At 68.3% G+C, this 17,373-nt stretch carries 19 protein-coding genes and 1 tRNA gene; 9 read left to right on the top strand and 11 right to left on the bottom strand.

Annotation, left to right across the window (positions count from 1 at the left end; translation table 11 throughout):
- Positions 1-86: 86 nt before the first annotated feature.
- From ACPEH0_RS12690 to pstB, 4 genes are all read left to right on the top strand, one after another.
- A complete protein-coding gene (locus ACPEH0_RS12690; RefSeq protein WP_366214333.1) occupies positions 87-1,202 on the top strand; it encodes a phosphate ABC transporter substrate-binding protein PstS in 1,116 nt (371 codons plus the stop codon).
- A 77-nt stretch (positions 1,203-1,279) separates the two neighbouring features.
- Positions 1,280-2,242: a phosphate ABC transporter permease subunit PstC gene (gene pstC / locus ACPEH0_RS12685; protein ID WP_064003120.1), complete on the top strand. Its 963-nt coding sequence runs from the start codon at positions 1,280-1,282 to the stop codon at positions 2,240-2,242.
- On the top strand, positions 2,242-3,336 hold the full coding sequence (gene pstA / locus ACPEH0_RS12680) for a phosphate ABC transporter permease PstA (protein ID WP_064003119.1): 1,095 nt from the start codon (positions 2,242-2,244) through the stop codon (positions 3,334-3,336). Before pstC ends, pstA begins: the two co-directional genes overlap by 1 nt.
- A gap of 29 nt (positions 3,337-3,365) precedes the next feature.
- Entirely contained in the window at positions 3,366-4,145 is a 780-nt protein-coding gene (gene pstB / locus ACPEH0_RS12675) for a phosphate ABC transporter ATP-binding protein PstB (RefSeq protein ID WP_064003118.1), read from the top strand.
- Between the two features lie 192 nt (positions 4,146-4,337).
- Here pstB and ACPEH0_RS12670 read toward each other — a convergent pair whose 3' ends face one another.
- From ACPEH0_RS12670 to sigK, 5 genes are all read right to left on the bottom strand, one after another.
- Positions 4,338-5,117: a hypothetical protein gene (locus tag ACPEH0_RS12670; protein WP_423719479.1), complete on the bottom strand. Its 780-nt coding sequence runs from the start codon at positions 5,115-5,117 to the stop codon at positions 4,338-4,340.
- Between the two features lie 198 nt (positions 5,118-5,315).
- The gene (locus ACPEH0_RS12665; protein WP_366214332.1) at positions 5,316-6,200 is read right to left on the bottom strand and encodes an aminodeoxychorismate lyase; all 885 of its coding nucleotides are present in this window, start codon (positions 6,198-6,200) and stop codon (positions 5,316-5,318) included.
- Between the two features lie 329 nt (positions 6,201-6,529).
- Positions 6,530-7,168 (bottom strand): DNA-directed RNA polymerase subunit beta, encoded by a 639-nt coding sequence (locus ACPEH0_RS12660; protein ID WP_366214331.1) that lies wholly within the window; start codon positions 7,166-7,168, stop codon positions 6,530-6,532.
- 43 nt (positions 7,169-7,211) lie between these two features.
- Positions 7,212-8,006: an anti-sigma factor gene (locus tag ACPEH0_RS12655; RefSeq protein WP_366214391.1), complete on the bottom strand. Its 795-nt coding sequence runs from the start codon at positions 8,004-8,006 to the stop codon at positions 7,212-7,214.
- A gap of 5 nt (positions 8,007-8,011) precedes the next feature.
- Positions 8,012-8,599: an ECF RNA polymerase sigma factor SigK gene (sigK, locus tag ACPEH0_RS12650; RefSeq protein ID WP_366214330.1), complete on the bottom strand. Its 588-nt coding sequence runs from the start codon at positions 8,597-8,599 to the stop codon at positions 8,012-8,014.
- Between the two features lie 216 nt (positions 8,600-8,815).
- Here sigK and ACPEH0_RS12645 point away from each other — a divergent pair, with 216 nt between their 5' ends.
- From ACPEH0_RS12645 to ACPEH0_RS12635, 3 genes are all read left to right on the top strand, one after another.
- Positions 8,816-9,490 carry a fasciclin domain-containing protein gene (locus ACPEH0_RS12645; protein WP_366214329.1) on the top strand — a complete coding sequence of 225 codons (675 nt, stop codon included), beginning with the start codon at positions 8,816-8,818 and terminating at the stop codon, positions 9,488-9,490.
- Positions 9,491-9,604: 114 nt separating this feature from the next.
- Positions 9,605-9,781 (top strand): hypothetical protein, encoded by a 177-nt coding sequence (locus ACPEH0_RS12640; RefSeq protein WP_217531440.1) that lies wholly within the window; start codon positions 9,605-9,607, stop codon positions 9,779-9,781.
- A 39-nt stretch (positions 9,782-9,820) separates the two neighbouring features.
- Positions 9,821-9,893 (top strand) — tRNA-Lys (locus ACPEH0_RS12635).
- A 224-nt stretch (positions 9,894-10,117) separates the two neighbouring features.
- Here ACPEH0_RS12635 and ACPEH0_RS12630 read toward each other — a convergent pair.
- The 6 genes from ACPEH0_RS12630 to ACPEH0_RS12605 all read right to left on the bottom strand — a co-directional run bounded on the left by ACPEH0_RS12630 (position 10,118) and on the right by ACPEH0_RS12605 (position 14,885).
- Positions 10,118-10,423, bottom strand: coding sequence for a hypothetical protein (locus tag ACPEH0_RS12630; protein ID WP_215487871.1), 306 nt, complete (start codon positions 10,421-10,423; stop codon positions 10,118-10,120).
- A 385-nt stretch (positions 10,424-10,808) separates the two neighbouring features.
- Positions 10,809-12,107: an APC family permease gene (locus ACPEH0_RS12625; RefSeq protein ID WP_217532630.1), complete on the bottom strand. Its 1,299-nt coding sequence runs from the start codon at positions 12,105-12,107 to the stop codon at positions 10,809-10,811.
- A gap of 28 nt (positions 12,108-12,135) precedes the next feature.
- Positions 12,136-12,666, bottom strand: coding sequence for a WD40/YVTN/BNR-like repeat-containing protein (locus ACPEH0_RS12620; RefSeq protein WP_217532632.1), 531 nt, complete (start codon positions 12,664-12,666; stop codon positions 12,136-12,138).
- 107 nt (positions 12,667-12,773) lie between these two features.
- On the bottom strand, positions 12,774-13,070 hold the full coding sequence (locus ACPEH0_RS12615; RefSeq protein WP_217532636.1) for an SHOCT domain-containing protein: 297 nt from the start codon (positions 13,068-13,070) through the stop codon (positions 12,774-12,776).
- A gap of 475 nt (positions 13,071-13,545) precedes the next feature.
- Complete coding sequence (locus ACPEH0_RS12610) at positions 13,546-14,307, bottom strand: hypothetical protein (protein ID WP_366214328.1); 762 nt, start codon at positions 14,305-14,307, stop codon at positions 13,546-13,548.
- Complete coding sequence (locus tag ACPEH0_RS12605; RefSeq protein ID WP_366214327.1) at positions 14,304-14,885, bottom strand: RNA polymerase sigma factor; 582 nt, start codon at positions 14,883-14,885, stop codon at positions 14,304-14,306. Before ACPEH0_RS12605 ends, ACPEH0_RS12610 begins: the two co-directional genes overlap by 4 nt.
- A 383-nt stretch (positions 14,886-15,268) precedes the next feature.
- Between ACPEH0_RS12605 and ACPEH0_RS12600 the strand changes: the two genes are divergently transcribed.
- Together ACPEH0_RS12600 and ACPEH0_RS12595 are read left to right on the top strand one after the other, a co-directional pair.
- Positions 15,269-15,862 (top strand): RNA polymerase sigma factor, encoded by a 594-nt coding sequence (locus tag ACPEH0_RS12600; RefSeq protein WP_359921442.1) that lies wholly within the window; start codon positions 15,269-15,271, stop codon positions 15,860-15,862.
- Complete coding sequence (locus ACPEH0_RS12595; protein ID WP_359921445.1) at positions 15,828-16,916, top strand: CU044_5270 family protein; 1,089 nt, start codon at positions 15,828-15,830, stop codon at positions 16,914-16,916. Before ACPEH0_RS12600 ends, ACPEH0_RS12595 begins: the two co-directional genes overlap by 35 nt.
- Positions 16,917-17,373: the final 457 nt, after the last annotated feature.

Below are 17,373 nucleotides of genomic sequence, written 5' to 3'. Positions count from 1 at the left end.
CTGCGGAGCGGAACCTGGTCACCGGCGACTCTTAGCGTCGAGCCAGCCCCGCACCGGGGTGTCCCGATCACCCGAAGGATTCACACGTGAAGCTCAACCGCATCGCCCGCGTGGGCGCTGTCGCCGCCGTCGCCGCCCTCTCCCTGTCGGCCTGCGCCGCCAACGAGGGCACCCCCGCTGGCGCCGGCCAGCCCTCCGACGGCGGCAGCTCGCTGTCGGGCACCGTCAAGGCGACCGGTGCCTCCTCGCAGGGCGCCGCCCAGCAGGCGTGGACTGCGGCCTTCCAGATTGCCAACCCGGACGTCACGGTCAACTACCAGCCGACCGGCTCGGGCACCGGCCGTGACAACTTCATCGCCGGCTCCAGCGACTTCATCGGCTCGGACCGCGCCTACAAGACCGACGAGATCGCCGCCGGGAAGTTCGGCGCCTGCGCGACGCCCGACATCGTCGAGGTCCCCGCTTACATCTCGCCCGTCGCCGTCGTCTTCAACCTCGAGGGCATCACCGAGCTGAACCTCACGCCCGAGGTCATCGGCGAGATCTTCAACGAGAAGATCGAGAAGTGGAACGACCCGAAGATCGCGGAGATCAACGAGGGCGTCGAGCTGCCCGACCTGGCGATCACGCCCGTCTTCCGCGGCGACGAGTCGGGCACGACCGGCACCTTCACCGCCTACCTCGCCTCCGTCGCGCCCGACGCGTGGCCGTACGAGGACGACGACGCCTGGCCCGTCGAGACCACGCGCTCCGAGGCTGCCCAGCAGACCTCCGGCGTCGAGGCCGCCGTCAAGGCCGGCAACGGCACCATCGGCTACATCGACGCCTCGCGCGTCGGTGACCTGGGCTCGGCCGCCGTCAAGGTCGGCGACGACTTCGTGCCGTTCTCCTCCGAGGCCGCCGCGGAGCTCGTCGCGTCGTCGCCGCTCGAGGAGGGCCGTGCCGACGGTGACCTCGTCTACGACGTCGACCCCGCCAAGGCTCCCGCCGGCTCGTACCCGATCGCACTCGTGAGCTACCTCATCGGCTGCCAGCAGTACGAGGATGCCGACACCGCCGCCATCGTGAAGGCGTACTTCTCGTACATCGTCAGCGAAGAGGGCCAGAAGGTCGCCAACGAGGCCGCCGGCTCCGCGCCGCTGTCGACCGAGGTCGCCAGCGAGGCCCAGGCCGCCATCGACCTGATCGGCGCCAAGCAGTAACACCCCTGCTGCGGGTGGCCCTCCACGGAGGGTCACCCGCAGCCCCACGTCCGCCCGCTTCCGACCCGAGGACTGCGATGCCCCCCACCTCCGACCTGGCCACCGACCAGGCGCCCACGAGACGACCGATGCGTCGCCGCGGCGACCTCGTCTTCTCCAGCACCGCGCTCGGCGCGGGCATCATCATCCTCATCGTGCTCGCCGCGGTGACGCTGTTCCTCATCGTCGAGAGCGTCCCCGCCTTCACCGCGAACCCCGACGAGACGCAGTTCCTGAGCGGCGAGCCGTTCTGGCAGTACGTCTGGCCCTTCGTCTTCGGCACGCTCTGGGCGTCGATCATCGCCCTGGTCGTGGCGACCCCGCTCGCCATCGGCATCGCGCTCTTCATCTCGCACTACGCCCCGCGCCGGCTCGCCTCCGCCCTCGGCTACATCATCGACCTGCTCGCCGCGATCCCCTCGGTCGTCTACGGCCTGTGGGGCGCCCTCGTCTTCTCGCAGATCCTGCAGCCCTTCTACGTGTGGCTGAACGAGAACCTCGGCTGGATCCCCTTCTTCGCCGGCGCCGTCTCCCCCACCGGGCGCACGATCCTCACGGCATCCCTCGTCCTCGCGGTGATGATCCTGCCGATCATGACCGCGATCACGCGCGAGGTCTTCCTGCAGACGCCCGTCCTCCACGAGGAGGCGGCGCTGGCCCTCGGCGCGACGCGCTGGGAGATGATCCGCATGGCCGTGTTCCCCTTTGCCCGGGGCGGCATGGTCTCGGGTGCGATGCTCGGGCTGGGTCGCGCCCTCGGCGAGACGATGGCCGTCACGATGGTGCTCTCGGCCACGGGTGCGGTCACCTTCCAGGTGCTCAACTCGAACAACCCGACGCCGATCCCGGCGAACATCGCCCTCAACTTCGGTGAGGCGTACGGGGACGGCGTCAACGTCCTCATCGCGACCGGCCTCATCCTCTTCCTCGTGACCTTCGCCGTCAACGCGCTCGCGCGGTGGATCGTGAACCGTCGCGCCGAGTTCTCTGGAGCGAACTGATGACGACGACCCTCACCCGCTCCACGGCCCGGACGCCCGTCGGCAACTCGCTCACCGCCGGTCAGCTGCCGAAGTGGATGCCGTGGGTGCTGCTGGCCGGTGCCCTCGCCCTCTCGAGCATCGTGTTCGCCATCATGAACGGCGGCGGTGACGTCGCGGACTTCAACATCGCCGCGGCGGTCTTCGTCGGGGTGGTGCTGTTCGCGATCGTCCTCGTCATCCTCTCGAGCGTCGTCGAGACCCGGCGCCGCGCCGCTGACCGGCTGGCGACCGTGCTGGTGTCGATCGCCTTCACGATCGCGCTGCTGCCGCTGATCTCGCTGCTGTTCACGGTCGTCGTCAACGGCATCGCACGATTCGACCCGATGTTCTTCTCGTACTCGATGCGGAACATCGTCGGCGAGGGCGGTGGAGCGATCCACGCCATCTACGGCACGCTCATCGTCACCGGGTGGGCGACGCTCATCTCCGTGCCGATCGGCCTCATGACGTCGATCTACCTCGTCGAGTACGGACGCGGCCGTCTCGCGAAGGCGATCACGTTCTTCGTCGACGTCATGACCGGCATCCCCTCGATCGTGGCGGGTCTGTTCATCGTCGCCGTCTGCGCGCTCATCTACGGGCCCGGTCTCAACACCGGCTTCATGGGTTCGCTAGCGCTTTCGGTGCTGATGATCCCCGTCGTCGTGCGGTCGAGCGAGGAGATGCTGCGGCTCGTGCCGAATGAGCTGCGCGAGGCGAGCTACGCGCTCGGTGTGCCGAAGTGGCTGACGATCGTCAAGGTCGTGCTCCCGACATCCGTCGCGGGCATCACGACGGGCATCATGCTGTCGATCTCCCGCGTCATCGGCGAGACCGCGCCGCTGCTGCTGACGGCCGGCTTCACCCAGTCGCTCAACGTGAACGCGTTCGACAACCCGATGATGACGCTCCCGGTGTTCGTCTACGACCAGTTCCAGAACCCCGGCACGAACATCCCCGCCGCTCTCGAGCGGGCCTGGGCCGGCGCGCTCACCCTCATCATCATCGTCATGGCGCTGAACCTCATCGCACGCTTCGTCGCGAAGAAGTTCGCCCCCAAGTTCGGCCGCTGACCCGCGGCATCCGACAGAAAGCACCCGAAGTGTCCAAGAGCATCGAAGTCAACGACCTCAACGTCTACTACAGCGACTTCCTCGCCGTGGAGGGCGTGTCCCTCGACATCGAGCCCCGCAGCGTGACGGCCTTCATCGGCCCGTCCGGATGCGGCAAGTCCACCTTCCTGCGCACACTCAACCGCATGCACGAGGTCATTCCCGGCGCGCGCGTCGAGGGCGAGGTCCTGCTCGACGGCGAGGACCTCTACGGCCCCGGCGTCGACCCGGTGCTGGTGCGCCGTCAGATCGGCATGGTCTTCCAGCGGCCGAACCCGTTCCCCACGATGTCGATCCGCGACAACGTGCTGGCCGGTGTGAAGCTCAACAACTCGCGCATCTCGAAGTCCGACGCCGACGCCCTCGTCGAGAAGTCGCTGCGCGGCGCGAACCTCTGGAACGAGGTCAAGGACCGTCTCGAGAAGCCCGGATCGGGTCTGTCGGGTGGTCAGCAGCAACGCCTCTGCATCGCGCGCGCGATCGCCGTCTCCCCCGACGTGCTGCTGATGGACGAGCCGTGCTCTGCCCTCGACCCGATCTCGACGTTCGCGATCGAGGAGCTCATCCAGGAGCTCAAGAGCGAGTACACGATCGTCATCGTGACGCACAACATGCAGCAGGCCTCGCGCGTCTCGGACAAGACCGCGTTCTTCAACATCGCCGGCACCGGCAAGCCCGGCAAGCTCATCGAGTACGACGAGACCGGCACGATCTTCACCAAGCCGTCCGTCCAGGCCACCGAGGACTACGTCTCGGGTCGCTTCGGGTGAGTCCTCCTCCCTGAGGCCACGCGCCGGCACGGATTCGGGTTCCGTGCCGGCGCGTTCTTTTGTGTGTGGAACCAGGGTCGGACGTCGGACCGCGCCGTGCGGCGTGTCGCCGCGCCGCACGGCGTGTTGCGGCCCGGCATCCGACATCCTGCTCGGATCGCAGCCTCCTCCTCATCCGGCCGACCTGACCGACTATGCGAAGAATGGTGAGGAGGGTGCTCGGGGGACGGCAGACGGGCCCAGCCTGAGGTCATGTGTGGGGACGCCTCGATCGTGACCTTCGCCGCTCTTCGCACCGCGGGCGTTCCCAGATCGGCGATCGATCGCTCGGTGACGCGCGGTGTGCTGCACCGCGTGCGCAACGGTGTCTACGCGACCCGCGAGGCCTGCACCGGGGCCGTCGTCGCTGCGCAGCACGGCGGGGCACTGGCCTGCATCACGGCCGCGCGCCACCTGGGCCTGTGGGTGCTGGAGGACGACCGCACCACGCACGTGTGGATGGGCCGCGACGGGCGTGCGCACCACGGCGCGGACTGTGGATGCGTCGTGCACTGGGACGGCGGCCGCCGCCGGGACTTCGGCATCCCGCCCCTTGCGATCGTGCTGTGGCAGATCCGGCGCTGTCGTGGACTCGAGTCGTTCTTCGTCGCACTGGAGTCCGCGCTCAGGAAGGGTTTGCTGCGTGCGCGCGATCGCGCCGAGCTCGTCGACCTCCTCGACCAGGAGGCACGCGATGTCGTCGCCTTCGCCCAGAGCGATGCCGACAGCGGGTTGGAATCGCTCGTGCGGTTCCGCCTGCGAGGACGTGGACTTCGGATCCGCACCCAGGTGTCGGTGGTCGCCGTCGGCCGGGTCGATCTGCTCATCGGCGACCGCCTGATCGTGGAGGTCGACGGGCGCGAGAACCACGACGGGCCGTCCCAGCGGCACAAAGACCTCGTCCGCGACGCCAACGCCGCCCTGTGGGGTCATCCGCCCTGTGGGGTCATCGCACGCTGCGCTTCGACTATGCAATGGTCATCCACGACTGGGACCTCGTGGAGCGGGCCATCCTCGCCGCCGTCGCCGAAATGCCCTGACACGTCGTCGGACGGGAATGGGCCAGTTGCGGCGCGTCGCGGCATCCGCTCGGCGTGTCGCGCGCGGGATCCGACATCGTGCGCGACCGGGTCAGTCGCGGGGGCTGAGGAGGTAGCGGTTGAAGGATGCGGTGAGCTCGGCGTCCACGGCCAGCGGGCGACCGTCGACGGCGGTGATCGGGGCGGCCAGACGCACGCTCGAGACGAGCCAGGCAGCATCCGCTTCGTACAGGGCCGAGGCGGGCAGCGTCTCGTACGCGGTCTCGAAGCCCTGCGCGGCGAGGTGCTCGAACAGGCTCAGCTGGGTCGTGCCGTGCAGGATGCCGCCGTTCGGCGCCGGCGTCACGAACGCGTCGCCGCGGCGGATGATCAGCGACGCGGTCGGCGCCTCGAGCACGAATCCGTCGGAGCTCACGAACACGGCGTCGTCGGCTCCGCGGCGCTTCGCCTCGCGGATCGCCGCCATGTTCACCGCGTACGACAGCGTCTTCGCGCCCAGCAGCAGCCACGGCGCCCGCCCCGGCAGATCGATGCTGTACCCGCGGTCGAGCACCGCCACCGCGATGCCCTCGGTGCGCGCCTTCGTGAAATCCGCGGCCGGCGCCACCGTGACCCACGCGGTCGGCGTCGGTCCGTGCTCGACACCGCGGCTCAGGATCAGTTTGATGACCGCCTCGCCCTCCCCCGACGCGGCCTGCGCGCGCCGGATCGCCTCGCGCCACTGCCCCAGGTTCGGCGCGGGCAGCTCGCAGATCTCGGCGGAGTGCGCGAGTCGCTCGAGGTGCGGCTCGACCTCCTGCGCGTGCCCGTCGACGACGCCGATCGACTCGAAGATCCCGTCGCCGCGCTGCGTGCTCAGCTCGCCCACGGTGAGCGCGGGGGCCGACGGGTCCACCTCGGTGAACGTGTCGGCGAAGTCGGTGCGCGCATCGTCGGATGCCGCGGGGTCGATCATGAGAGCGAAGCGCCAAGCCATGCGACGAGCCTACGCGGCGGCATCCGTCCGCGGCGGTGTCGACGGATGCCACGGATCGTGCGCGACACGCCGCTGAAGAGCGACGGGATGCCGCGTGTCACCCGGCATCCGTTGCACCCGTGAACGCGCACGACGCCCGCGCCGCGACACGCCCGGCCCGAACGAAATCCCCCGCGGGCTGGAATACCCGCGGAGCCCCTCCGTTACACTTTTCTAGCCGGGCCGCAGTAACCCCGGGCTCCATCTTCAGCCGCTGCGAGCGGCCACGCGCCGAGAGGCGTTCTGCGGCCCGGCACTTTCCTCCCCGCGACCGCGACGCGGCCCCCGACTCAGGTGAGGCCGTCGCGGCGCCACAGGGCCGCGGCCGCCGTGAGGTCGCCGGCGTAGGTGTCGAGGCGCAGCGCGCGGGTCGTGAACTGCGACGCCCGGCCGGGTTCGCTCGCGTCGTAGTCGTCGGCGAGGTCGGTCGCGCCGGCCGAGACGACGCGCGAGAACGCCGCCGCCCGCTCGAGGGCGAGCGCGAAGTCGCCTGCGAACACCCCGCGCATGATGAGGTCGATGAGCGAGACGAGCTCGTCGGGGCTTGCCGGTGTCGGCGCCCCCGCGATGACGACATCGGCCGATGCGAGCCGCGTGCGTCCCCGCTCGTAGAGCAGCGCGGACGTCGCCGGGTCGTCGTGGATCATCAGCTGCAGCAGGTACAGCCGCCACAGCGCGCCCGGCAGCGACCGGGCGGGCGACTGCGCCCACAGCTCGGCGATGGTCGCGATGCCGTGCGCGTCGGTGAAGGTCACGAGCCGGTCGATGACCTCGTCGTGCGGCGCCTCGCGCACCCGCGAGAGCAGAGCGGATGCCGTGGCGTGCGCCACGCGGCTGGCTTCAGCGGGATCGTCGGCGGCGAAGTTGCGATCGAACGAGTCGGGGGAACGGCGGACCGGCTTGTGGAAGTCGCGGGACGCGTCAAACATCGCTCCAGGCTACCCCGCAGGGCGGGGACGAGACCCGAGAGGCTCAGGCCGTGGGGATCGTGATGATCGGGTCGGTCGTGGGCGAGCCGTCGGGCGATCCGCCCTTCTGCTCGACCGTGACCGCCACGATGTCGCCGGGCTCGAACTCGCCGGACAGCAGCGCCGTGACCTCGTCGGACGGGTCGAACACGCCGGCCGAGATCGGCTGGTCGCCGCGGATGAACCACAGCTCGAAGGAACGGTCCGAGGGGATCTCGGGTGCGTCATCCGTCGTCAGCACGACCTTGTCGAGCTCGTCCGACCAGTGCAGCACGGCCTCGCCGCCGTCGGTGAACTGACCGGTCACGGTCTGCGCGTCGGGCGCGGCCTCGATCTGCTCCAGCGCCTGCACCTCGAGGGGCGTGCGGGCCTGTTCGACGAGGGATCCGACGCCCCAGCCGATGCCGACGAGAAGTGCGGCGGATGCGACGAGCGCGAAGAGTCCGCGGGTCCAGTTGCGTCGCTGCACGGCCTGGATCGCTTCGGTCGGCGGTCCGGCGACGACGGGCTCGTCCGCCGGAGCGGACTCGGCCGCAGGCTCCGCGGCGACAGGCTCAGCGGCAGCAGCACGCGCCGGGGCCTGCGGCATCCCACTGATCTGCTCGAGCAACCGGGCCCGCAGATCGGCGGGAGGGGCTTCTTCGCCCCCGCCTTCGGCGAGGAATCCGGCGACCTGTGCGTCGGCGTCGACCTGGTCCTGCCACTCGGGGTGGGCGGCCAGTGCGTCCTGGTAGGCGCGTTCGTCCTCCGGCGACAGCGCGTCGAGCGCGTGCCCTGCGGAGAGTTCGGCGAACTCCATCTCGTTCACAGTGTCACCCCCATCTCCTGTCGTAGGCGGTTCAGTCCGTCGCGCATGCGTGTCTTGATCGTTCCCAGCGGTGCTCCGAGGAGCGTCGCAATCTCACTTTGGCTGTATCCCCCGAAGTACGCGAGGGTCAGGGCTTCGCGTTGCGGGTCGGGCAGAGACCGGAGTGCGCGGACGACGCGACGTCCTTCGATCTTCATCTCGACCTGTTCGGCGATGCCTTCTTCTTGTGTGTACGCGTCCCGGGCTCCGACACGCATATCCCGGTCCACGCTCGATTGTGACGAGCGCACCCGGTCGACGGCCCGACGATGAGCCATCGTCAGGATCCAGCTTCTTCCTTGCCCTTTGTTCGGAGCGAACGAGGAAGCGGATTGCCAGACCTCGAGGAAAACCTCCTGCAGCACCTCTTCGCTCTGCGACGGGTCGACGAGGACGCGTCGGATCAGTCCGAACACCCGTGAGGAGAGCATGTCGTAGAGCTCTGCGAAGGCCGCCTGGTCGCCGTCGGTGATGCGGACGAGGAGGTCGCCGGCGTGATCTGCCGCCTGCCCGTCGTCGGGAACGTCAACACCGTCGATAACCATCGCCTCTCAGCATGCCACCCCGGAGACGAGGAACTCGGATGCCGGGGCCCGAAACCCCGGCTGGACGCGGGATCGAGAGCGTTTCGTGACCGTCGGCATCGGGCCAGCGAGAACCCGCGAAAAAGAATCTCGGGAAATGTGCAATCCGTTTGCCTCGTGGTTCCGAAGACCAGACATCGCCGCCGCAGAGGGCGGTCCCAACACATGGAGGACAACATGTTCAGCACGAAGAAGAAGATGACCGCAGCACTCTCTCTGACGCTGGTCGGTGCGTTCGCTCTCGCCGGCTGCTCGTCGAGCACCGCCCCCGAGGGTGGCACCAGCAGCGAGGGCATGGAGTCGCAGGAGCCGATGGAGTCGCCCTCGCCCGAGATGACCGAGGACACGATGGACCCCGCCGCCAACCTCGTCGGCCCGGGCTGCGCGGACTACGCCGAGGCCGTTCCGGACGGCGCCGGATCGGTCTCCGGCATGGCGCAGGACCCGGTGGCCACCGCGGCATCCAACAACCCGCTGCTCAAGACGCTGACCGCTGCCGTCAGCGGCCAGCTGAACCCCGACGTCAACCTGGTCGACACGCTGAACGGTGACGAGTTCACCGTCTTCGCCCCGGTCGACGAGGCGTTCGCCAAGATCCCCGCCGAGACCATCGAGGGTCTGAAGACGGACTCCGAGACGCTGACGTCGATCCTCACCTACCACGTGGTCCCCGGCCAGATCGCACCCGACGAAATCGTCGGCACGCACGCGACCGTTCAGGGCGCTGACCTCGAGGTCACCGGCTCGGGCGACGAGCTGATGGTCAACGACGCCAACGTCATCTGCGGTGGCGTCCAGACCGCGAACGCGACCGTCTACCTCATCGACACGGTGCTGATGCCCCCGATGTGATCACGGTCTTCTCGACCGGCGGCGTCGTCGAAGCTCTGCGGGCTCCGGCGGCGCCGCCTTCTTTTCCCTCGTGTGGGGGATGCCGCGGCTCGGCGCCGTCCGTAGCGTCGAGGCATGGCGAACAAGAACATGAACGGGATGTCGTTCGGCCTCTGGATCGGTTTCGGAATGCTCGGCGGGATGATGGTCGGACTGCTGTTCCTCGACAACATCGGGCTCGGCGTCGGGTTCGGCCTGTCGTTCGGCATCATGCTCGGGGTCGTCTTCGGCAGTTCGAAGAGCACCGAGTGACGGATGCCGCGCCGCTCCCCCGTTAGGCTGGGATGCTGAGGGCCTCTAGCTCAGTCGGTAGAGCATCGGACTTTTAATCCGCGGGTCGTGGGTTCGAGCCCCACGGGGCCCACCTCTATGGCAGCGTCGGAGTTTGGTCCCTGCGAGCCGCGCCACGCACCGAATCTGCTCGACTGGGTGATGCTCACGCCGACAGTCGCTTGGCCCGCGCGGCGGACCTTGCCCGTGCATCGCATCGGGCGGGCTATCTGAAAACACCGCGTCCGCGGGCGACGGGCGCGGGCGCGTGAAGCGGGACTGGCACGCATGACGACCGGCTACTGCGCGCTCGGGTGACTAGCGATCTCCTGGAGGATCGCCGATCTGGGAGGTGCTGGCTTCATCGCGCGGATAGTGCGTGATCGGGCTTCGCCCGAGTTGGATATCCGAGTATGCGTCGGATGCCGAAAGCTCGGAAGCAGCATGGCGCGGCCGCCGCCTCCGGCGGATGAACCCAATAGTGATGAGGATCGCGAGCAACACATACCCGATCAGCACGATCCACTGCGCCGCCGGCCAGTTGAACGCGACCGACGCCCACAGCAACAGGAAGCCGAACACGACAACCGCGATCACCGTGGTTCGGAGAATTGGGCGGCCCATGATGTGACCCCAATGGGGCGCCACGGACGGCGCCAGCCCGTCAAGCCGTTCGCTGAAGGATCGGGACGTGACTCTGTCCCCGCGCGTATCCCGGGGGTGTTGGCAGGGTGAGGCGGTCCCCTCGTCTCGCGGGTCAGGGATCCGGTCGGCGAAGGTACCATCACGCGACATCACACCAGCAGTCGAGGTGTATGGCCCCCAGATGGGGGGATGCTGGGGCTCGGGTGCCGCGCGCCGTCAGTGTACGCGCGACCGCGCGTGTCGGCGAGGATCTCGATACGCGGCGCAACGGCGGCCATCCGACCTCGAATCCACGGTCCCAGACTCGTCCACGGGATCCGGGCCTTCTCGCGTGCCGATCGGCTCGGTCTAATCGGGTGCGGGGTCAGCGATCGCTGGTCTCCCTTCGAGTTCGGCGGGCTACGACCCAGGCCTGCGCGGCGAAGATCACTGCTGGGAGACCTGCTGCGACGGCGACGGTGGGCAGATCGGATTGCGCCTTGCTGATCGTGAACGCGGCGAGGATCGCGACGTCCAGCACGATCGTGGCGATGGGTAGCCAGCGCTGCGCGTTGATCTTGTCGCGCAGCCGGCGAAGCACTCCCCACTGCACGGCGATGTCCATCGTGAGATAGAGGAAGACCCCCAGTGCCGCGATGCGGCTCAGGTCGAGTACCGCGGTGAGGATGATCGCGGCCCCGGCAGTGATCAGCAGCGGCTGGTGCGGCACCCGCGCCGGCAGGGAGGGGGCTTGCTTCATCTCCTGCAGCATCCCGTACAGGCGCGACACCGAGAACAGGCTGGCGAGCAGTCCGGAGAGGGTCGCGATCACCGCGATCGCGACAGTGATGCCCACGCCCCACGCGCCGAACACCGGGTCTGCTGCTTCAGCGAGGGCGTAGTCGCGGGCATCGATCGCGCCGGACGCCCCGATGCTCGCACCCACCGACAGAGTGATCAGCAGATACAGCACCGCGCAGATCACGATCGAGATCGTGATGGACCGGGCGATGTTCCGCTTGGGGTGTGCCAGGTCATCGCCCTGGTTTGTGATCGTCGTGAAGCCCTTGTACGCGAGCACGCACAGCGCGACAGCGGCGATGGCGCCGAGGATGCCGTCGCCGCTGTCGGAGCTGTGTGAGAAGAACCCGGCGCCGGTGGCGGCCGCACCGATGAGACCGGCCGCTGCGAGGACCGCGATCCCGACGATCTTCAGGACCGCGGTGACCAGCGCGGAGCGTTCCACGAGCTGGTTGCCGACGAGGTTCACTACAGCCGCGGCCGCGATCGCGATGATGCCCAGCAGCGGCACCAGCACGGCGGAGTCCTGGAGCCCGAAGGGTCGCAGCAGGTAGGTGCCGAACGTGCGGGCGAGGAGGCTCTCGGCGACCACCATCGACACGTACATGAACAGCGAGAACGACCCAGCGACCACGCCCGGGCCATACGCGTCCTTCAGCAGCATCGCGATGCCGCCCGCCGACGGGTTCACGCTCGAGTACCGTGCGTAGGCGTAGGAGCTGACACCTGCGACGGCGGCGCCGGCGATGAACGCGACCGGGAACCAGTCGCCGGCGAGTCCGGCGACCTGCCCGACGAGTGCGAAGATCCCCGCGCCGATCATCACCCCGGTGCCCAGCGCCACCGAGCCGACGAGGCTGATCTTCGCGGACTGCTCGCTCACGTGCGCCTCCCGACTCGCAGGTCCCGGGTCACTGGTCGCCGCCGAGGAGCCGGAGCCCGCTGTCGTCGGCCACGGCGATCTCTCCCGACGAGGTGAGAGCGACCGCCTGCGCCTGGCCGTCCGCACTGCCGACTTCGGTCCACGATACGGCGGCGTCCGCGCTCGTCCAGATGGTGCCCTCGGCGTCGACTCCGACCAGGGTCGAGTGGTCGGGGGATGCCGACAGCAGATACAGCGCCGGCGCATCGGTCACGGGCGCGAAGGTGGCCGCCCCGTCCACGCTGAACAGAACCCCGCCGGGGGTGGTGGCGTAGACGGTGCCGGTGTCGTCGACAGTGAGCGCGTACGCGGAGATGTTCGCGCCCGCTGCCGTCCAGGTCGAACCGCCGTCGGTGCTGGTCAGCACAGCAGGCTCATCTGTGGAGAGCCCGTACAGGGTGCCGTCGGGTCCGGCGGTCAGGGCGTGGAAGTCCTTCTCGCTCGTGTACGCGATGGGTGACCAGGACTGGCCGGCCCCCGCCGCGTTCGACGTCGCGCTCATCTGCTGCCCGTTCGGCATGTCGTCATCATAGCCTCGCTCGGCCGACCAACCGCTGGCCCACGGCCAACGCATGATCCGGCGGGTCTCAGAACGCCGTGGACCCGGTGATGACCGGGCAGCGCGTCTCATCCGCCTCTGAGAACACGCGAGCGCTCGTTGAACTCGTCCGTGTCGATCTCGCCGCGCGCGTAGCGCTCCTCGAGGATCCGCTGAGCCGACGACACCGCAGGACCAGGCGACGCCTCACCGGTCGTCGGAGGGGCGGAAGCTGCAGGCGATGTCGTACTGCGAGTGCTCAGCCGGACCGCCACGTACACCAGCAGCCCGATCCCGATCAGGATGAGAACAGCCCACAGCCAACCCCAACCCCAGCCCATTCCGAAGCCCATGTCGTAGCCGCCATCACCGTCATCCCACATCATCAGCACACCACTTCTTCCTCACGGGGACCGTGCCCCTCCCCTGCATGATCACCACCTATACCCCCGGCGGGTATCTACAATTCCAAGCTACGTCTCGCTGTGGCGGGGATGCGGGACCAAGGTCCCGGGCCCTGGCACGTCAACGCTCCCTCCGAACGGGCTTCCAGTTCCCCGCTGTCGCACGCGTCTCCTCGTCAGCCATCAGCTCGCCGAATGGATCGGCGCAGGTAGCAACGGGGCCCTAATCGCGCGCGTCTCCGCGCGTACGCGACCTCCCTGGATCGCGCATTGCCCGCAAGAGGATCCTCATACGGACAGTTCCGATGCGGCAGTTAGGGCACCATGGACGTTCAATTCACCGGGCGGGCTAAACGTGCGCATCGCGCTTCGATGGGTTCGGGCGTAGTCGATATCTGAGGGCATGCGTGGGCCGACCGGTTGTCGGGCTTCCCCGTTCGCAGTCGCGCGGGTGCCCTTAGTTGCCGCCGACCTGGAATTCGCCGATCTGTGTGGTGCCGTCGGGTTCGTAGACGGGGATGTAATGGACGGTGCCGGCGTTCTCTTCCTGCCATCGCAGGGCGTCTTCGGGTGAGGTGAACGATTCCGCGGCGGTGGTGCCGTTGGCGTCGTCCAGGTCCATCCGCCAGACGTACCCCGGCTGGTTGTCGGTGGTCATGACCGCGATCAGGTCGGGTTCACCGTTCTCGTTGATGACGCCGTAGGTGTACCCGTCGACGTTGACCGCCCATTCGGTCGTCTCCGCCAGCATCCAGGTCGCGGTCATCGACCACACCGAGTCCGGTCCGGTGACCATGCCGACCTGGTTGCCGGTGACCGCGTCTGCCGGGACGACGTACGTGGTCGGGTTGGCACTGTCGGACGCAGTGCTGCACGTCACGGATGCTCCGTCGTCGAACGTGAATGTCCCAGGAGTGAGGCAGGTCAGCGAGACCGCGACCCCGGTCGTATCCGCCGGCCGCTCCCCGAGTTCGAGCGCGTCGGTGCCGGTGAAGGTGCCGGAGGTGGTCTCAGCCAGCTCGGTGATCTCGGTTCCGCCGGGGAGGGGGATCAGCCCGGTCGCGGCGGCCGCGGCCGTGCCGCCGAGAACCAGGGCCAGCGTGATCCCGCCCGCGAGGAGCGCGCGGCGCCGCTTCGGTCGGGCGGTGGTGTTCACGTGCTCGACGAGTCGGGCACGGAACGCGGTCGCGAACTCGGGGCTCATCTGGATGGTGTTCATGTCGCCTCCTTCGAGAGGTACCCGGCAAGGGTGTGGTGACCCAACCGGTGCTGCAGGCTGTGCCGGATCCGGTGCATCCGCGTGCGCGCCGCCCCTGGCGACACTCCAACCGCGACGGCGGCGTCCGTGATCGAGTAGCCCTCCACCGCGACCAGGGCGAACAGCTCCGCATCCGCCCGGCTCAGCGTGGTCAGCGCGGCTGCGAGCTCGCCGTCGGCGACGAGCCCGTCGAGGGCCGCGTCCTCGGCCGAAGGTGCGGTTGCGCTGTGGGGCAGCGTGTCGAGCAGGGTCCGATAGCGGCGCTTCGCGCGGGCGAGGTTCCGGCACGTATTCGTGGTCGTCGCGAGCAGCCACGGCAACGGCGACCCGTCCACCAATCGCACCTGCCGGCGGCGCCGCCACAGTTCGAGGAACGCGACCGCGGACGCATCCTCGGCATCGTGGACGTCCTGCAGGATCCGGTAGGCGTGACGGAACACACGGTCGCGATGTAGATCGAAGATCAGACCGAACGCGCCACCATCACCGGCAGCACCACGCTCCCACAGCGTCCCCTGCGCCCGATCAGTCGCATCCATGCCCTGTACTGTCCACACCCTCCCGATCCGTTACATCCTCCATCACGACGCCCATCGCGACGTTGAGACCCGCGTCGCGCGGAGGCCGAGCACGAGTCGCACGCGCCCAGCCGTTTGCTCGACGTGCCGCATGCGCGCGAAGCACGCTGATGGACCGGCTTTCGGGCGGTGCTGATCGGTGTCATCGGACCCTGTCCGGCGCACTCATCACCGGAATTCGCGGGATTCACGGCCTTCCGGATTCACTTTCGGGCCCACGCTCTCGCGCGCTTGCCTTCGTGGCGTCGCTGTTGTCGTTGCTGTGCTTACCGGCACGTCGTGACGTCCGATCGAGCGCGTGTACTGGATCGTGAACTCGAACGGGACAAATGAGCAATACAGACGTGAGCACAGACAACGAGGTGATCGAACGCTCGGCCGATGAGCCGGGTGCGTTCGCGCTGCTCTTCGATCGACATGCGCCAGTGATCTACCGCTACGCGGCGCAGCGGCTGGGAGAGGGCAGCGCCGAGGACGTGATGTCGGAGACGTTCCTCGTCGCCTTCGAGAAGAGAGCAGCGTACGACCTCGCGGTCGTCGATGCTCGCCCCTGGCTGTTCGGGATCGCCACCCGCTTGATGCATAAGCATGTGCGGCTGGAAGCGCGGGCGTGGAAGGGCATGGTTGCGGATCTCGCGGCGCAGCTCTCGCCCGACGTGATCGAGCAGGCGGGTGCGCGGTTGGACGCTGCGCGGCTCACGCGGCGCTTGGCTTCGGCGCTGCGTGGTCTGCCTGCGTCCGACCGCGACACCCTGCTGCTGTACGCATGGGGCGACCTCGACTACGCGGGCGTCGCACGCGCTCTCGACGTGCCGATTGGCACCGTTCGCTCACGACTCAACCGTGCCCGCCGCATCCTGCGGACCGCGGCCGGCACGACCGATCCCGAGATGGAGAAGGAACATGGACGAGTTGACGCTGCTGCGCAACACGCGTAGCGAGGCCGCACCACCGGAAGCGGCGCTGAACCGGGGGCGCGGCGCGCTCCTAGCCGCAGCCGCCGGCTACGCCCAGCCGCACACCAGCACGCCACGCCGACCGAAACGCGCTCGGCGTTTCGCGATCAGCGGGCTCAGCGCTGTCGGCGCCGCGGCGCTCGTGGCGGGGCTCGTGTTGACGGACGTGGTCGGTTTTGCGGGGTGGCGCGGGGGCGCGGATGCAGCTGCCGCAGCCGTCCTCGATGAAGCCAGCTCCGCTGCGATCGCCTCGATTGACCCGGTGGTGCAGCCCGGTCAATACCTAAAGGTCAGGACGGTGGGAGTGCACCTGTCAAGCGGGGGCAATGGTGACGTCGTGGCCTCGTACCAGTACGCGTCCGATGACACCCTCTACCGTCCCGCGGATCCGTCCGACGACTGGGTATGGGTGCGCGGTCCGCAGTCCATCGCGGCGACCTTCGGTCCAGAATCGGAGGAGATCGCGAACGAGTGGTGGGACGGGGTGTCGTCGTCGGACACGTTCGAGGCTGGAGATCTCCTTCGAGCGCCGGGCGGCGCGTTCTACGGGGGCTCATCCGGGGCGGGATTCGCGGACTTGGACGAGCTTCCGCGAGACCCGTACCGTCTGCTCAACTACATCTACCGTGTCACCCTCGGCGCTGGCCCTTCACCCGACACCGAAGCGCTCGTCTATATGGCGGACCGGCTCCGAATCGGGAACGTTCCTGCGGATCTGCGCGCTGCGATGTATAAGGCCGCGGCCATGATCCCTGGCGTGACCTTCGTCAGTGATCAAGCCACCCTTCAGGGTCGAACGGGGATCGCGATCGGGCGGGTCGAGGAGGCATGGGGCACTCGCGTAGACATCATCATCGACCCCGACACCGGTACTTTCATCGGCGATCGCGAGGTGCTTCTCCGGGATCAGGATGGAATCCCGGCGGGAACCGCCGTGTCATGGACCACCGTCACTTCTTCGGTTGTCAACGAGGCGCCGGAGGGTGGATCGGTGTGCGGGAAGATGACCGTCAATCCCGAAACAGGAGAATGCTGAGTGGAGCTATCGTCGGGGTCGAGCCGGCGAGCCTCATCCTCCCGCCGACAGAAACTCTCCTGATCCCGCTCGAACTCCACCGGCCATCTGGCATGAGCGACCAGAGCTGACACCACCGCATGCCGCCACAGTGAGCTCGTACAGCCGAACATTTGCACCCACCCGGGTGACACGCTGCTCGAATAGCTCATGCGGCGCGCAGAGGGATCCCCTTGCGGTCACATATGGCAGCCCTTCCCGAACTCACGTTCGACCCACCGAAAACGTCCGATGAGGGCTTCGGCCAGTGGCCGTTACGGCGGGGGGTTTCGGCGGTTACATCGCCCGGCGTGTTGAGTGCTGATCCACGTCGGCGCCGGCCGTGCCGTAAACGATGGCGATCTCAACGGGTCAACGCACCACCGGCGATGATCGATCCGGAGGTTTGTGTGCCGCTCACGAGTGATCAGCAGAACGA

The organism is Microbacterium sp. NPDC079356 (genome assembly GCF_049545465.1).
Taxonomy (GTDB): Bacteria; Actinomycetota; Actinomycetes; order Actinomycetales; family Microbacteriaceae; genus Microbacterium; species Microbacterium gawkjiense.
Note: the sequence above shows the minus strand (reverse complement) of the source record. Positions and strands in the feature narration are given on the sequence as shown.

Bases quoted from the DNA above. Each gene is read 5' to 3' on its own strand.
- ACPEH0_RS12665 (WP_366214332.1), bottom strand. From the start codon at position 6,200: ATGGCTTGGCGCTTCGCTCTCATGATCGACCCCGCGGCATCCGACGAT.
- ACPEH0_RS12620 (WP_217532632.1), bottom strand. From the start codon at position 12,666: ATGCCGAACGGGCAGCAGATGAGCGCGACGTCGAACGCGGCGGGGGCC.
- ACPEH0_RS12610 (WP_366214328.1), bottom strand. From the start codon at position 14,307: ATGAACACCATCCAGATGAGCCCCGAGTTCGCGACCGCGTTCCGTGCC.
- ACPEH0_RS12660 (WP_366214331.1), bottom strand. From the start codon at position 7,168: ATGTTTGACGCGTCCCGCGACTTCCACAAGCCGGTCCGCCGTTCCCCC.
- ACPEH0_RS12640 (WP_217531440.1), top strand. From the start codon at position 9,605: ATGGCGAACAAGAACATGAACGGGATGTCGTTCGGCCTCTGGATCGGT.
- ACPEH0_RS12630 (WP_215487871.1), bottom strand. From the start codon at position 10,423: ATGGGCCGCCCAATTCTCCGAACCACGGTGATCGCGGTTGTCGTGTTC.
- ACPEH0_RS12595 (WP_359921445.1), top strand. From the start codon at position 15,828: ATGGACGAGTTGACGCTGCTGCGCAACACGCGTAGCGAGGCCGCACCA.
- ACPEH0_RS12670 (WP_423719479.1), bottom strand. From the start codon at position 5,117: ATGACCCCACAGGGCGGCGTTGGCGTCGCGGACGAGGTCTTTGTGCCG.
- ACPEH0_RS12615 (WP_217532636.1), bottom strand. From the start codon at position 13,070: ATGATGTGGGATGACGGTGATGGCGGCTACGACATGGGCTTCGGAATG.
- sigK (WP_366214330.1), bottom strand. From the start codon at position 8,599: ATGGTTATCGACGGTGTTGACGTTCCCGACGACGGGCAGGCGGCAGAT.
- ACPEH0_RS12605 (WP_366214327.1), bottom strand. From the start codon at position 14,885: ATGGATGCGACTGATCGGGCGCAGGGGACGCTGTGGGAGCGTGGTGCT.
- pstA (WP_064003119.1), top strand. From the start codon at position 2,242: ATGACGACGACCCTCACCCGCTCCACGGCCCGGACGCCCGTCGGCAAC.
- ACPEH0_RS12655 (WP_366214391.1), bottom strand. From the start codon at position 8,006: ATGGAGTTCGCCGAACTCTCCGCAGGGCACGCGCTCGACGCGCTGTCG.
- pstC (WP_064003120.1), top strand. From the start codon at position 1,280: ATGCCCCCCACCTCCGACCTGGCCACCGACCAGGCGCCCACGAGACGA.
- ACPEH0_RS12645 (WP_366214329.1), top strand. From the start codon at position 8,816: ATGTTCAGCACGAAGAAGAAGATGACCGCAGCACTCTCTCTGACGCTG.